11 protein-coding genes are annotated in these 13,751 nt (G+C 74.6%); 4 read left to right on the top strand and 7 right to left on the bottom strand.

Going from position 1 to position 13,751, the window contains the following annotated elements:
- The 3 genes from G5C62_RS12670 to G5C62_RS12660 all read right to left on the bottom strand — a co-directional run.
- The coding region (locus G5C62_RS12670; RefSeq protein WP_164701281.1) for an acetamidase/formamidase family protein at positions 1-778 on the bottom strand (778 nt) is incomplete at its 3' end.
- 52 nt (positions 779-830) lie between these two features.
- Positions 831-2,078, bottom strand: coding sequence for a beta-lactamase family protein (locus G5C62_RS12665; RefSeq protein ID WP_241175876.1), 1,248 nt, complete (start codon positions 2,076-2,078; stop codon positions 831-833).
- 133 nt (positions 2,079-2,211) lie between these two features.
- A complete protein-coding gene (locus G5C62_RS12660) occupies positions 2,212-2,499 on the bottom strand; it encodes an HU family DNA-binding protein (RefSeq protein ID WP_036336174.1) in 288 nt (95 codons plus the stop codon).
- A 348-nt stretch (positions 2,500-2,847) separates the two neighbouring features.
- Here G5C62_RS12660 and G5C62_RS12655 point away from each other — a divergent pair, with 348 nt between their 5' ends.
- The gene (locus tag G5C62_RS12655; protein ID WP_164701280.1) at positions 2,848-3,771 is read left to right on the top strand and encodes an aldo/keto reductase; all 924 of its coding nucleotides are present in this window, start codon (positions 2,848-2,850) and stop codon (positions 3,769-3,771) included.
- A gap of 43 nt (positions 3,772-3,814) precedes the next feature.
- Here the strand turns inward: G5C62_RS12655 and G5C62_RS12650 are convergent, their stop codons facing one another.
- Positions 3,815-3,988 (bottom strand): DUF1059 domain-containing protein, encoded by a 174-nt coding sequence (locus G5C62_RS12650; protein WP_164701279.1) that lies wholly within the window; start codon positions 3,986-3,988, stop codon positions 3,815-3,817.
- 89 nt (positions 3,989-4,077) lie between these two features.
- On the bottom strand, positions 4,078-5,169 hold the full coding sequence (locus G5C62_RS12645) for an EAL domain-containing protein (protein ID WP_164701278.1): 1,092 nt from the start codon (positions 5,167-5,169) through the stop codon (positions 4,078-4,080).
- Positions 5,170-5,365: 196 nt separating this feature from the next.
- Here G5C62_RS12645 and G5C62_RS12640 point away from each other — a divergent pair, with 196 nt between their 5' ends.
- Positions 5,366-8,194: a SpoIIE family protein phosphatase gene (locus G5C62_RS12640; protein WP_241175875.1), complete on the top strand. Its 2,829-nt coding sequence runs from the start codon at positions 5,366-5,368 to the stop codon at positions 8,192-8,194.
- Positions 8,195-8,258: 64 nt separating this feature from the next.
- Here G5C62_RS12640 and G5C62_RS12635 read toward each other — a convergent pair whose 3' ends face one another.
- Positions 8,259-10,301 carry an acyl-CoA dehydrogenase gene (locus tag G5C62_RS12635; RefSeq protein WP_164701277.1) on the bottom strand — a complete coding sequence of 681 codons (2,043 nt, stop codon included), beginning with the start codon at positions 10,299-10,301 and terminating at the stop codon, positions 8,259-8,261.
- Positions 10,298-10,978, bottom strand: a complete 681-nt coding sequence (locus G5C62_RS12630) for a TetR family transcriptional regulator (RefSeq protein ID WP_241175874.1) — start codon at positions 10,976-10,978, stop codon at positions 10,298-10,300. The genes G5C62_RS12635 and G5C62_RS12630 overlap by 4 nt, the downstream gene beginning before the upstream one ends.
- 100 nt (positions 10,979-11,078) lie before the next feature.
- On the opposite strand from G5C62_RS12630, the gene G5C62_RS12625 reads away from it, so the two are divergent.
- The gene (locus tag G5C62_RS12625; protein ID WP_164701275.1) at positions 11,079-12,362 is read left to right on the top strand and encodes an acetyl-CoA C-acetyltransferase; all 1,284 of its coding nucleotides are present in this window, start codon (positions 11,079-11,081) and stop codon (positions 12,360-12,362) included.
- A gap of 32 nt (positions 12,363-12,394) precedes the next feature.
- Positions 12,395-13,750: a 3-oxoacyl-ACP reductase gene (locus tag G5C62_RS12620; protein ID WP_164701274.1), complete on the top strand. Its 1,356-nt coding sequence runs from the start codon at positions 12,395-12,397 to the stop codon at positions 13,748-13,750.
- Position 13,751: the final 1 nt, after the last annotated feature.

The raw sequence follows: 13,751 nt of genomic DNA, 5'->3' as shown, positions 1-13,751 counted from the left end.
CCAGGTCGTCGGCCACGCCCATCGTCACCCAGCCGGCGGGGGTGCGGGCGATCGGCGTGGTGACCGGGGCGCCGAAGAGGTCCGGCAGCACGTCGAGGGTCAGGTCGACGGCGTCCATCGGGCACTCGATCGCCGTCCCGGCCACCTCGCCGTCCCCCTGCGCGGCGTGCCCGTCGCCGACCGACAGCAGCCCGCCGGGCACGGTCACCGGCAGGTAGAGCGTCGACCCGGCGACGAGCTCGCGGCAGTCGATGTTCCCGCCGTGCCAGTACGGCGGGATGGTCGAGTGCTGGCCGGGCTCGGCCGGCGGCACGCCCATCACGCCCAGGAACGGCCGCAGCGCGACCGAGTGGCCGGCCTGGTTGCGGCCGATCCCGGCGGCGCCGTCCAGCGTCCAGCGGTGGACGACGGGCGCCGCCGTCACCCCGAGCCGCTCGTTCAGCGCGGTGGACCGCAGCCCGCAGTACGTCGTCCCGAAGGCCCCCGGGACGACGTCGTCGATGCGGACGGCGAGCACCTGCCCCGGCGCGGCGCCCTCGATGCAGACCGGGCCGGTGAGCGCGTGCCCGGCGGCCGGGTCGAACGCCGGGTGCCGGGGCCGTTCGGCCAGGTCGGCTGTGGTGTCGGCGCCGGTGTACGGGCCGGTCGACCAGCCGGAGTCCAGCGTCCCGATGCGCACCGTCGTCCCCGGCTCGACGGTCAGGGCCGGCGGGAGCGAGGGGTCCCAGTACCCGTGCAGCGTGCGCTCGTCGGGCAACAAGACGTGACGGGGCTCCATGCGCTCATCCTGCCCGCGACAGAAATGGCCATTTCTGTCGCGGGGTCCTCCGTCAGAGGAGGGCCTGCTGGACCAGGGGGCGGAGGTGGTTGCGCACCGGCAGCGTGCTCGAGGGCAGCAGCTGTGTGTAGAAGGTGACCGTCAGGTCCTCCACCGGGTCGACGTAGAACTCCGTGGACGCCGCCCCGCCCCAGCTGTACGTGCCCACGCTGGACACCCCGCCGTAGCGCACCGGGTCCAGCACCATGGAGAACCCGAGCCCGAAGCCGACGCCGCGCAGCGGGGTCTCGGCGTACAGCGGCCGGCCGGCGGTCTCCAGGTCCAGCCCGCCGGGGAGGTGGTTGCGCACCATGTGCGCCACGGTGCGGGGGCCCAGCACCCGGCCGGCGTCCGGGTCGTCACTGACCGAACCCCCGCGGCGCAGCATCTCGACGAACCTCAGGTAGTCACCCGCGGTGGAGACCAGCCCGGCGCCACCGGCGAGGAAGGTGGGCTTGCGCAGCGCCGCCTGGGCGAACGGGGCCGGCAGCAGCGTCACCCCGGGGCCGTAGAGCTGGGCGAGGGAGTCGACGTCGTCCTCGGGGCGCAGCCCGAAGGAGGTCTCGGTCATGCCCAGCGGCCCGAACACCCGCTCGGCGAAGACCTCGTCCAGCGGCTTGCCCGTGATCACCTCGAGCAGCCGGCCGAGCACGTCGGTGGAGACGCCGTAGTTCCACTCGGTGCCCGGCTGGAACAGCAGGGGCATCTCCGCGAACTGGCGCACCACCTCAGCCGAGTCGGCGCCGGGCGGGGTGCCCCACTCGTGGCCGCGCAGCCGGTAGAGCCCGTCGACCGGGTGGGCGTGGTGGAAGCCGTAGGTGAGCCCGGAGGTGTGGGTCAGCAGGTGCCAGACCCGGATCGGCTCCAGCAGGGGCACGGTCACCGGCTTCTGCGCCGGGCCGGCGGTCCAGACCCGGGTGTCGGCGAACTCGGGCAGCCAGCGGCTGATCGGGTCGGTGAGCTCGAAGGCGCCCTCCTCGTACAGCGACATCGCCGCGACCGAGGTCACCGGCTTCGTCATCGAGTAGATGCGCCAGCGGGTGTCGTCGGTGACCGGCAGGCCGGCCTCGACGTCGCGCTGCCCGTGCCGGCCGACGTGCACCAGCCGGCCGTGCCGGGCGACGGTGACCAGGAACCCGGGCAGCTGGCCCTCGTCCACGTAGCGGGCCAGCCGGCGGTCCAGCCGCTGCAGCCGGCCGGCGTCCAGCCCGACCTCGGCCGGGTCGGTGGTCACGGACAGGTCGGTCTGCACAGCCGTCACGCGGAACTCCGCTCGTCGCGGGCACCGCTCCCCGATGAGCGACGCCCCCGCCGGGCATCCTGGCACGGGGTGCCAGGAGCGCGACGGGGGCGTCGGGGTGGTGCTCGGTGCGGCCCCGGGACGGGGCCTCAGCTCACTGCACCGGGACGGCGGCAGCAGCCTTCTTGAGGTTGGAGCCGGCGGTCACCTTGGCGGTGTGCGCAGCGGCGATCTCGATCGACTCGCCGGTCTGCGGGTTGCGGCCGGTGCGCGCCGAACGCTGGGCGCGCTCGACGGTCAGCAGACCGGGGACGGCGACCTTGTCGCCCCGGGTGATGGCCTCGACGAGCTCCTCCTGGAGCCCGTTGAGCACCGAGTCGACGGTCGACGCCGGGACCTCGGCGCGCTTGGAGATGGCGGAGACGAGTTCGGCCTTGTTCATTGTGTTCCTCTCGCGTGGGTGGAGCAGCCCACCCCGGTGCGGGGTGGGCGCAGACGTGGTGTCGCGCCTGGTCGACCGGGTGCGTTCCCCGGTCGTCCTGGTGGACCTCCGAGTCTCCACCGTGCCAACTCGCTGGACACCAGGTGTGCAGCGGGGGTCCGGTGGGCGGATCTGGCCGACCCCGTCGTCGACCAGGAACGGCGGGCACGTTGCCATGCCGACCTGGGTGTTGGCGAGCGGGGACCCCGGATTTCCGGGGATTTCGTGCTCGTTGGTCACAACCGTCACGTTCTGTGGGCCGTCCGGCCCGGCGCGCGTCCTCCCGGCGGTCGACTTAGCGTTGGGCTCATGCCTCAGCTCCCCGGGACCGATCTGACCGTCAGCGACCTCTGCCTGGGTGGCAACGTGTTCGGCTGGACGGCCGACGAGCCGACGTCCTTCGCCCTGCTCGACCGCTTCCTCGACGCCGTGCCCAGCACCCAGTCGCCGTTCGTCGACACCGCCGAGATGTACGGCGACGGCGTCTCCGAGACGATCCTCGGCAACTGGATGGCCGAGCGCGGGATGCGCGACCGGATGGTCGTGGCCACCAAGGCCTCGCCGGGGGAGAAGGAGCACCCGCTCTCGGCTCCGGAGATCCGGGCCGCGGCCGAGCGTTCGCTGCGCAACCTGCAGGTCGACACCATCGACCTCTACTACGCGCACTACGACGACGAGACGACGCCGCTGGAGGAGACGCTCACCGCCTTCGACGAGCTGGTGCAGGCCGGCAAGGTCCGGTACGCGGCGGCGTCGAACTACTCGGCGAAGCGGCTGACCGAGGCGCTGGACACCGCCCAGCAGCTCGGCGTCACCGGCTACGTCGCGCTGCAGCCGCACTACAACCTGATGGAGCGCGAGGCCTACGAGGGCGAGCTGGCCGGTGTGGTGGTCGATCGCGGTCTGGGGTCGATGCCCTACTTCGGGCTGGCGCGCGGCTTCCTGACCGGCAAGTACCGGGCCGGGGAGACGATCGACTCGCCGCGGGCCAAGGGCGCGGCGAAGTACGTGGGGGAGAAGGGCGACCGGGTGCTGTCCGCGCTGGCCGAGGTCGCCGAGGCGCACAGCGTGACCGGGGCGGCCGTGGCGCTGCGCTGGCTGGCCGACCAGCCCGCGGTCACCGCGCCGATCGCCAGCGGTCGCTCGGTGGAGCAGCTGGCCGACCTGCTGCCGATGCTGGACCTGGTGCTCACCGACGAGGAGCGGCAGCGCCTCACCGACGCCAGCGCATGACGTCGGCTCCCCGGCCCCGGTGCAGGGGCCGGGGGAGCTGCCACTAGACGGCGACGATGTGGGCGCGGACCTGCTCGACGAGCTCGGGCGGCACGCTGCCCAGGCCGTGGTCGCCGGTCGCGTGTGCGGCGACCTGACCGAGGACGGCGTCCTCGTCCGGGCCGGTGAACGTCATGGTGCAGCCGGGGACGACGTCCCCGCAGGCGAATGCCTTCATGTGGGCTCCGGTGCGCAGGTGGTGCGGGGACCCGTCCGCCGGACGACGGTCGGGGTGGTGCACCGGGGCTGGGGCAGGGCCCCGGGGGCTCAGGAGGTGGCGGCCGCCGCCGCCAGGTCCTCGACCCGCAGCAGGCCGAGGACGGCACCGCTGCGGTCGGTGCACAGGACCGGGTCGAACCGGTGCACGGGCGGGCGGGTGAGCGCCCGCTGCAGGGTCTCGGTGACCCCGGCCGACGGGTGCACGCGCAGCGACACCGGCGCCCGGTACGGCGCGCCGGTCCGCAGGTCGGCGAGCACCAGCTCGGTGGGCACCTCGGTGCGGTCGACCACGACGTAGGGCGGCGGGCCGTCGTCCCCGTCGAACGCCTCGCGCTGGCGGATCGGGCGCAGCAGGCTGGCGACGCTCTCGGTCAGCCGGGCACGGGCCACCTGGGCGCGCACCAGCTGGGTGACCTCGGAGGTGAGCGGGGCGAAGTGCGGGGTGGGGCGGCCGAACAGCCACCCCTGGGCCAGCGGGACGCCGAGCCGGGCGAAGACGGCGAGCTCTCCCACGGTCTCCACGCCCTCGGCGAGCAGCCAGGCGTCGATCCGGCTGGTGAAGGTGCCCACCATCTCGGCGAGCGCGGCCTTCACCGGGTCGGTGTCGGCGCCGGCGACCAGGGCCCGGTCGAGCTTGACCAGCTGTGGCCGGACCTCGGCGAGCTGCTGGAGCCCGGCGTAGCCGGAGCCGGCGTCGTCGATGGCGATGAGCGCGCCGCGGCCCCGCAGCGCGGCGGTCTGCTCCCGCAGCGCCCTCAGGTCCGGGGTGGGCATGTGCTCGGTCAGCTCGACGACCACCCGGCGCAGCGTGGCCGGCTGGGCGAGGGCGGCGGCGACCGGCGCGGTGCCCAGCAGGTGCGGGCTGACGTTGACGGTCAGGAAGGTGTTGGGCGGCAGGTCCGGCAGGGCGGCCAGGGCCTTCCGCAGGGCGAGTGCCTCCAGCTCGGCACCCAGGCCGGCCTCGGCGGCGGCGGCGAACCACACGTCGGGGGAGGCGGTGCCCGGGAACCGGGCGAGCGCCTCGTAGCCGGCGACCTCGGCCGAGGCCAGGTCGACGATCGGCTGGAAGACGACGGTCAGGTCCTCCTCACCCGCGAGCAGCGGGCGGCAGTCCCAGTGGTCCGGGAGGGTCGACGTCACCTCCTCTGGATCGGCCGCACTGCCCAGCTGCTTGAGGCCGTCCGCACTCCGGCAGGGGACCGCTCTCCGGCCGTCGGTCCGGGGCTCGGCGGGCCGGACGTGCCAGCATGGGGCAGCCCGCTCCGAGTCGGGCGTGTCGGCGGTCGTCGGCACCCGTGTCCGGCCGCGCCGGCGCCAGCAGGGGAGGCAGCCAGTCGTGCCCGCACCGAGCACGCCTGCCGGACCCGACCCGCTGGCCGACCCGGCCCGCGTCGTGGTGGTCCGCCGGCTGCTCGTCGAGCTGCCCGGGAGTGCGCCGTTCGACCGGCTGGCCCACCTGGCCACCCGGCTGCTGGCCGTCCCGACGGCGCAGGTCGTGCTGCTCACCGACGTCGCGGTGCGGGTGGGGGGCTTCGGCCGGCCGACGGTGATGGGGTCGGCCACCCCGCTGGACCAGGTGTTCGGCAGCGTCGCCGCCCGCCTGCGGGCGCCGTTGGTGGTGCCCGACACCGCGACCGACCCGCGGGTCGCCGGGCTGTCGGTGGTGGCCTCCGGCGAGGTCCGCGCCTGCCTGTCCCTCCCGCTGGTGCTCACCGCCGGTGACGTGGTGGGCGCGCTGACCCTGCTCTCCCCGGAGCCCCGGCCCTGGAGCGAGGACGACGTCGCCCTCGCCGGGGAGGTCGCCGCCACCGTCGTCACCGAGCTGGAGCTGGTCGCCGCCTCGATCGCGGTGCGGTCCTCGCTGAGCCGGCTGGAGCTGGCGCTGGAGGCCAGCGAGGTCGGCAGCTGGGAGCGGGACCTGCGCACCGGGGTGGCGACGTGGGACGAGCGGAACGCGGCCATCTTCGGGCTCCCGGGCCCGGTCGTGCTCACCGGCGACGAGGAGATGACGAAGCGGATCCACCCCGACGACCACGGCGTGGTGCAGCAGGCGATGCAGGCCGCGCTCGCGGGCTCGGGGGAGTTCGTCGTCGAGATGCGGGCGCTGCGGCCCGACGGTGAGGCCCGGTGGACGGTCTCCCGGGGCCGGGTGGTGCGCGACCAGGCGGGTGAGCCCGTGCGCCTGCTGGGCACCTCCGTGGACGTCACCGAGGCCCGCCGGCAGGCGCAGGTGCGGCTGGCCGCGGTGCAGCGTGCCGCGGTGGTCGCCGAGGTCGCCGCAGAGCTGGCCAACGCCGACCGGATGTCGGACCTGGCGGAGGCGGCCCTGCGGGGCGCGGCCGTGCTCGGCGCCGACGCCAGCGCGCTGGCCGTCTTCGCCGGCGGGCACGGGCCTCTGCGGCTGCACATGACCCGCCGCCTGGTCGATGCGGTCGAGTCGGGCACTGGCGCCGTCCTGTCCGACGAGGGCGTGGAGCTCCCGCTCGACGACGAGCTCCCCACCCAGTACGTGGCCCGGTACGGGGAGACGGTGCTGCTGCCCGACCGCGCCTCGGCGGTGGCCCGGTTCCCCCGGATGGCCGAGGTCGGGGACCTGGTCGGGGTCCGCGCCCTGGCCGCGCTGCCGCTCCGGCTCGAGGGCCGGGTGCTGGGGTGCTTCGTGGCGGTGTGGGCCGAGGACCACCCGTTCAGCCCGGAGGACGTCGAGCTGCTGGGCGCGCTCGCCGCCCAGATCGGGCTGAGCATCTCCCGGCTGCACGCCGATGCCCAGCGGGACGCCGCGGTCGCCGAGATGGCCGCGGCCAACGCCCGGCTGGAGCTACTGGCCGAGACCGGCCGGGTGCTCTCGGGGACGATGGAGATCACCGAGCAGCTGGGCCGGTTGGCCGAGCTGGTGGTGCCGGCGCTCGGCGACTGGTGCTGGGTCGTCGTCACCGACGAGCACGGCCGGATGCGCCAGCTCGCCTCGGCGCACCGCGACCGAGCAAGGTCGGGCGAGCTGGCCGACTACGTCCGCTCGATGGTCGGCGGGATGACCGAGCACGCCGCCGCACGGGTGGTCACCCGCACCGGGCGGCCGTTGCGGGTGCCCGGTCTGGACGCCGCCTACATCTCGCGGGCCCTGCCGGACCCGGTCGCCCGGGAGCAGCTGGCGCGGCTGCACCCCGACTCCGGCATCGTCGTCCCGCTGGTCAGCCGGGGGCGCACCCTCGGGGCGCTGGGCCTGTACGTGAGCGCCGAGCGGGGCCGGCACAGCGACGCCGCGCTGGAGACCGCCCTGGAGCTCGGGCGACGGGCCGGGGTGGCGCTGCAGCAGGCCCGGCTGTTCGGCCAGCAGCGGCAGCTGGCGGAGACGCTGCAGCGGAGCATGCTGACCGCGCCGCCGGCGCCGGACCACTGCGAGATCGCCGTCCGGTACGTGCCGGCCGCGGCCGGGGCCGAGGTCGGCGGTGACTGGTACGACGCGTTCGTCCAGCCCGACGGGGCGACCGTGCTGGTCATCGGCGACGTCGTCGGGCACGACAGCCGGGCCGCGGCGGCGATGGGCCAGCTGCGCGGGCTGCTTCGCGGCATCGGGCACCACACCGGCGGCACCCCGGCCGAGGTGCTCACCGGCCTGGACCGGGCCAGTGCCGGCCTGGACCTCGACGTTATGGCCACCGCGCTGATCGCCCGGCTGGAGCAGGACGACCCGGAGCTGTCGGCCGCGCAGACCCGGGTGCGCTGGGCCACCGCCGGGCACCCGCCGCCGGTGCTGATCAGCGCGGACGGCGAGGTGACCGTGCTGGACGGCGACGCCCCCGACCTGCTGCTGGGGGTGGAGCCGGGCACCGCACGCAGCGACCGGGTCGCGGTCATCGGCCGCGGCGGCACCCTGCTGCTCTACACCGACGGGCTGGTGGAGCGGCGCGACCGGGACCTCGACGCCGGGGTCGCCGAGCTGTGCCGGGTGCTGGCCGGGCTCACCGAGCTGCCGCTGCAGGAGCTGTGCGACCGGCTGCTGCAGCGGATGTACCTGCCCGACACCGAGGACGACGTCGCGTTGCTGGCGGTCCGGCTGCACCCGCAGGACGAGCCGCGGCCTCCCGAGGCCGGCCCCCAGCGGGTCCCGCCGGGCATCGAGCCGTCCCCGGACGTCCACCCGGCAGCGGCCGGCCCCGCCTGACGGCCAGGGACCACCACAATGGCCATTTTGGTGGTCCGATCGGCCCCCGCGCAGGGGCCTCCCCCTACTGGGCGGGGGCCATCTCCAAGGCGGTCGCGGTGGCGTCCTGCTGGGGCTGCGCCCCGGCCGACCGCAGCGCGGCGTCGTGCGCGGCCATCGCCTCCTGCCGGCCCGGCTCCTCGGCCACGATCGCGCAGTTGAGCCACGACTCGGGGATGGCGAAGCCGTCGACCAGGGTGCGCATGTGCGGCCGCAGCTCCTTGAGCAGGTCGTTCACCACCCCGGTCAGCGCCTTGGCCCGGGTGGGGGTGAGCCGGCCGTGCTCGAGGAACCAGCCCTTGTCGGCCTCGATGGTGCTCAGCGCGTAGAGGTCGCAGACCCGCGCCAGCAGCGCCTTCGCGGCCGGGTCGGTCGTCCGCTCGATGCCGGCGACGAAGGCCTCCAGCACGACCCGGTCGATGTGCGCCTCGGCCATGGTCAGCACGTGGTCCTGCACGTCGTTGAAGATCTCGAACGGGCGGTCCTTCTTGGCCGCCGCGCCCCCGCGGAGCCGCCGGATGGCGCTCTCCAGGAGGTGCTTCTCGCGGTCCTCGAAGGCGGCCAGCTGCCAGCCCCGGTCGAGCATCGAGACGTCCTCGTCCCGTCCGGGGACGGCGTCGACCAGCCGCTGGATCAGCCCGCGGGCCGCCGTCCGCTCCAGCACGGTCTCGCGCACCTGCTCGGCGACGAAGGCCGCCCGGCCCCAGCCGTCCAGCGAGCCGAAGGCGTCCCGGTAGCCGGTGAGCAGGCCCTTGGCGACCAGCTGCATCAGCACGGTGTTGTCGCCCTCGAAGGTGGTGAAGACGTCGGTGTCGGCCTTGAGCGTCGGCAGCCGGTTCTCCGCCAGGTAGCCCGCCCCGCCGCAGGCCTCGCGGCACAGCTGGATGGTCCGGGTCGCGTGCCAGGTGGTGACGGCCTTGATCCCGGCCGCCCGGGACTCCAGCTCACGCTGCGCGGCCTCGTCGACGTCGGCGCTCCCCAGCACGTCGTGCATGGTCGACGTCAGCTCCTCCTGCGCGAAGCTCAGCGCGTAGGTCTTCGCCAGGGCCGGCAGCAGCTTGCGCTGGTGCACCAGGTAGTCGTTGATCACGACCTCCCGGTCCTCGCCGGGGGCGGCGAACTGGCGGCGGGTGTCGCCGTAACGGACGGCGATCTCCAGGGCCACCTTCGTCGCCGACCCGGCCGAGCCGCCGACGCTGACCCGCCCGCGCACCAGGGTGCCGAGCATGGTGAAGAAGCGCCGGGTCTCGTTCTCGATCGAGCTGGTGTACGTGCCGTCGGCGGCCACCTGGCCGTACCGGTCCAGCAGCATGTCGCGCGGCACGGAGACGTGGTCGAAGGTCAGCCGCCCGTTGTCCACCCCGAGCAGCCCGGCCTTGGGGCCGTCGTCGCCGATCGTGACGCCGGGCACCGGGGTGCCGCCGTCGTCCCGGATCGGGACGAGGAACGCGTGCACGCCCCGGCCCTCGCCCTGGGTGATCAGCTGGGCGAACACGACAGCCATCCGGCCGTCCTTCGCGGCGTTGCCGATGTAGTCCTTGCGCGCGGCCTCGTGCGGGGTGTGCAGGTCGAAGGTCTGCGTGGCCGGGTCGTAGGTGCAGGTGGTGCGCAGCTGCTGGACGTCGGAGCCGTGGCCGGTCTCGGTCATCGCGAAGCAGCCGGGCAGGGCGAAGCTCATGGTGTCGGGCAGGTAGCGGTCGTGCTGGCGCTTCGTGCCCAGTGCTTGGACCGCCCCGCCGAACAGCCCCCACTGCACGCCGGCCTTGACCATCAGCGACAGGTCGGTGAAGGCCAGCATCTCGATGGAGGTCACCGAGCCGCCGGCGTCGTCGGCGCCGCCGTACTCGACGGGGAAGCCGTAGGCGACGCGGCCGGTGGTGGCCAGCTCCGCGGTGAGCGCGGTGACCCGCTCCCGAGCCTCGGCCATCGACTCGCCGTACACCGGGGCCCAGCGCGGGTCGTCGAGCTGTGCACGGCTGTCCCGGCGGACCTGCGCCCAGCGGCCGTCGAGGACCTCGGTGAGCCGGGTGGGGTCGACCGGCGGCAGGGGGGTGGGGGTGCTGGTCATGGTTCCTCCATCGGACTCGCGGGTGCAGGAGTTGAGGGGTCGGGGGTCACGACGCCGCGCAACCCCGTCCAGGCCAGGTCGGTGAGGTGGGTCGCCAGCTCGGCCCGCGGCATGGGGCGGTCGGCGCGCAACCACCAGTCGGCGGCGGCCCGGACCAGTCCGATGACGCCGTGCCCCCACGGGGCGGCCGCGGCGGTCCCCTGTCCGGCGCTGGTCAGCGCGGCGCCGACCAGCGCCCCGACCTCGTCGCCGACCAGGTCGGACAGGCTGCTGATCGGGTCGGCATCGACCGGCCGGTCGACCATCGCCTGCCCGACGACGAAGCGGTAGACCTCCGGGTCGGCCTCGATGAAGGCCAGGTAGGTCTCGACGGCGGCGGTGACCATCTGCCGGGGGTGGTCGCTGCTGCCCATCGCCTCGCGCAGCTTGCGGGTGAGCTGCGTCGCCACGCGCGCGCAGACGGCGACGTACAGCTCGCTGCGGTCGGCGAAGTGCCGGTAGACGACGGTCTTGCTGGTGCCGGCCTCGGCCGCGATCTCCTCCATGCCGACGCCGGCGCCGTGCTTGCCGACCGCGGCGAGGGTGGCGTCGACCAGCTGCTCGCGGCGGGCACGGCGGTGCTCGTCCCAGCGGGAGTCGCGCCGGTCCCGCGGGCTGGCCGCCGTCTTCGTGTTCACGACACCGACGGTACCTGATACTCTCGGTATCGGAATCGCGACTGGAACACCCCTCCACCAAAATGACCATTTTGGTGGTGACCACCTCCTGGAGGTCCCCATGGCACCGCAGACCCGGAAGGCCGCGATCGTCGGCGGCAACCGCATCCCGTTCGCCCGCTCCAACGGCGCGTACGCGCGGGCCAGCAACCAGGACATGCTCACCGCGACCCTCGACGGGCTCGTCGCCCGCTTCGGGCTGCAGGGTCAGCAGGTGGGCGAGGTGGTCGCCGGCGCCGTCCTCAAGCACGCCCGCGACTTCAACCTGACCCGGGAGAGCGTGCTGGGCTCCCGGCTGTCGGCCGCGACGCCGGCCTACGACGTCCAGCAGGCCTGCGGCACCGGTCTGGAGGCGGCCGTCCTGGTCGCCAACAAGATCGCCCTGGGGCAGCTCGAGTCCGGCATCGCCGGGGGCGTCGACACCACCTCCGACGCGCCGATGGCGCTGAACGAGGACATGCGGCGGGCGCTGCTGGCGGTCAACAGCGCCAAGACGCTGCAGCAGCGGCTCAAGGCGCTGTCCGGGATCCGGCCCGGTCAGCTGGTCCCGGAGGTCCCGCGCAACGCCGAGCCGCGCACCGGCCTGGCGATGGGCGACCACGCGGCGATCACCGCCGCCGAGTGGGAGATCGGCCGCGAGGAGCAGGACGAGCTGACCGTCCGCTCGCACCAGGCCCTCGCCGCCGCCTACGACCGCGGCTTCTTCGACGACCTGGTGACGCCGTTCCTCGGCCTCACCCGCGACCAGAACCTCCGGCCGGACAGCTCGCTGGAGAAGCTCGCGAAGCTGAAGCCGGTGTTCGGGCAGAGTGCGGACGCCACGATGACGGCGGGCAACTCGACCCCGCTGACCGACGGCGCCTCCGCCGTCCTGCTCGCCTCCGACGAGTGGGCCGCCGAGCACGACCTGCCCGTGCTGGCCCACCTGGTCGACGCGCAGACCGCCGCGGTCGACTACGTGCACGGTGGCGAGGGGCTGCTGATGGCCCCGGCCTACGCGGTGCCGGTGCTGCTGGCCCGCAACGGGCTGACCCTGCAGGACTTCGACTTCTACGAGGTCCACGAGGCGTTCGCCTCCACGGTGCTGGCGACGATGAAGGCCTGGGAGGACCCGGCGTTCTGCAAGGACAAGCTGGGGCTGGACGCGCCGCTGGGCTCGATCGACCGGGCCAAGCTCAACGTGAACGGCTCGTCGCTGGCGGCCGGGCACCCGTTCGCCGCGACCGGCGGCCGGATCGTCGCGACCCTGGCCAAGACGCTGCACGAGGCCGGGCCGGGCAAGCGCGGCCTGATCTCGATCTGCGCCGCCGGCGGCCAGGGCGTCGTCGCGATCCTCGAGTCCTGACCACCCGCGCCCACGTCCCTGAGGAGGACCCCATGAGCGACTGGTACCGCGACTTCGCCAACTCCGGCCTCGGCACGACCATCACCAAGCAGCTGGGCCTGCCCCGGCCGGCGGAGCTGCGCCGGTACGAGCCCGGGCAGCCACTGCTGCCGGGCCCGGCGGTGGTCGGCTCGGCCGGTGAGGGCCGGCTGCGCGAGGCGGTGACCGGGCTGCTGCGCGACGCCGGGGTCACCGTCGTGTCCCCGGTGGCCGCCGACGGCTCGACCGACGGGGAACGGCTGGCGGCGGTCCTGCTCGACGCGACCGGGCTGACCGGGCCCGCCGACCTGGCCGCGGCGCACGACTTCCTCGCCCGCGCGCTCAAGCGGCTGCGGCCGTCGGGCCGCGTGCTGGTGCTGGCCGACCCGCCGACGGAGACGTCCTCCCCGGCCCAGGCCGCCGCGCGGCAGGCGCTGGAGGGGCTGGTCCGTTCGTTGGCCAAGGAGCTGCGCAGCGGCTCGACGGCGAACCTGGTGCACGTGCCCCTCGGTGCGGAGGGCTCGCTGGCCAGCCCGCTGCAGTTCTTCCTCTCCGGCCGGTCGGCCTACGTCGACGGCCAGGTCCTCGCGGTCACGGCCGCCGAGCTGCCCGACGCCGCGGACGCCGAGCAGCCGCTGGCCGGCAAGGTCGCCGTCGTCACCGGTGCCGCGCGCGGCATCGGTGCGGCCATCGCCCGGGTGCTGGCCCGGGACGGCGCCCACGTCGTCGCCGTCGACGTGCCGGCGGCCGGCGAGCAGCTGGCCCAGGTGGCCAACGAGGTCGGCGGGACGGCGGTCGCGCTGGACATCACCGGGGACGACGCCGGCCCGCGGCTGGCCGCCCAGCTGGTGGCCCGGCACGGCGGGGTGGACGTCGTCGTGCACAACGCCGGCATCACCCGGGACAAGCTGCTGGTCAACATGGACGCCGCGCGCTGGAACTCGGTGATGGCGGTCAACCTGCAGGCCCAGCTCGACCTCACGCAGGCACTGCTGGCCACCGACGGGGCCCTGAAGCCCGACGCCCGGGTCGTCTGCGTCAGCTCTCAGTCCGGCATCGCCGGCAACCGCGGGCAGACCAACTACGCGGCGTCGAAGGCCGGCGTCATCGGCATGGTGCGCAGCTGGGCACCGGAGTTCGCCGAGCGCGGGGCCACGATCAACGCCGTCGCGCCCGGCTTCATCGTCACCGAGATGACGGCGAAGATGCCCCTGGGCACCCGCGAGGTCGGCTCCCGGCTCAACTCGCTGCAGCAGGGCGGCCTGCCGGTCGACGTCGCCGAGACGATCGCCTGGCTGGCGCAGCCGGGCAGCGCCGGGGTGAACGGCCAGGTCGTCCGGGTCTGCGGCCAGTCGCTGCTGGGGGCCTGAC

The organism is Modestobacter sp. KNN46-3 (assembly GCF_011039295.1).
Note: the sequence above shows the minus strand (reverse complement) of the source record. Positions and strands in the feature narration are given on the sequence as shown.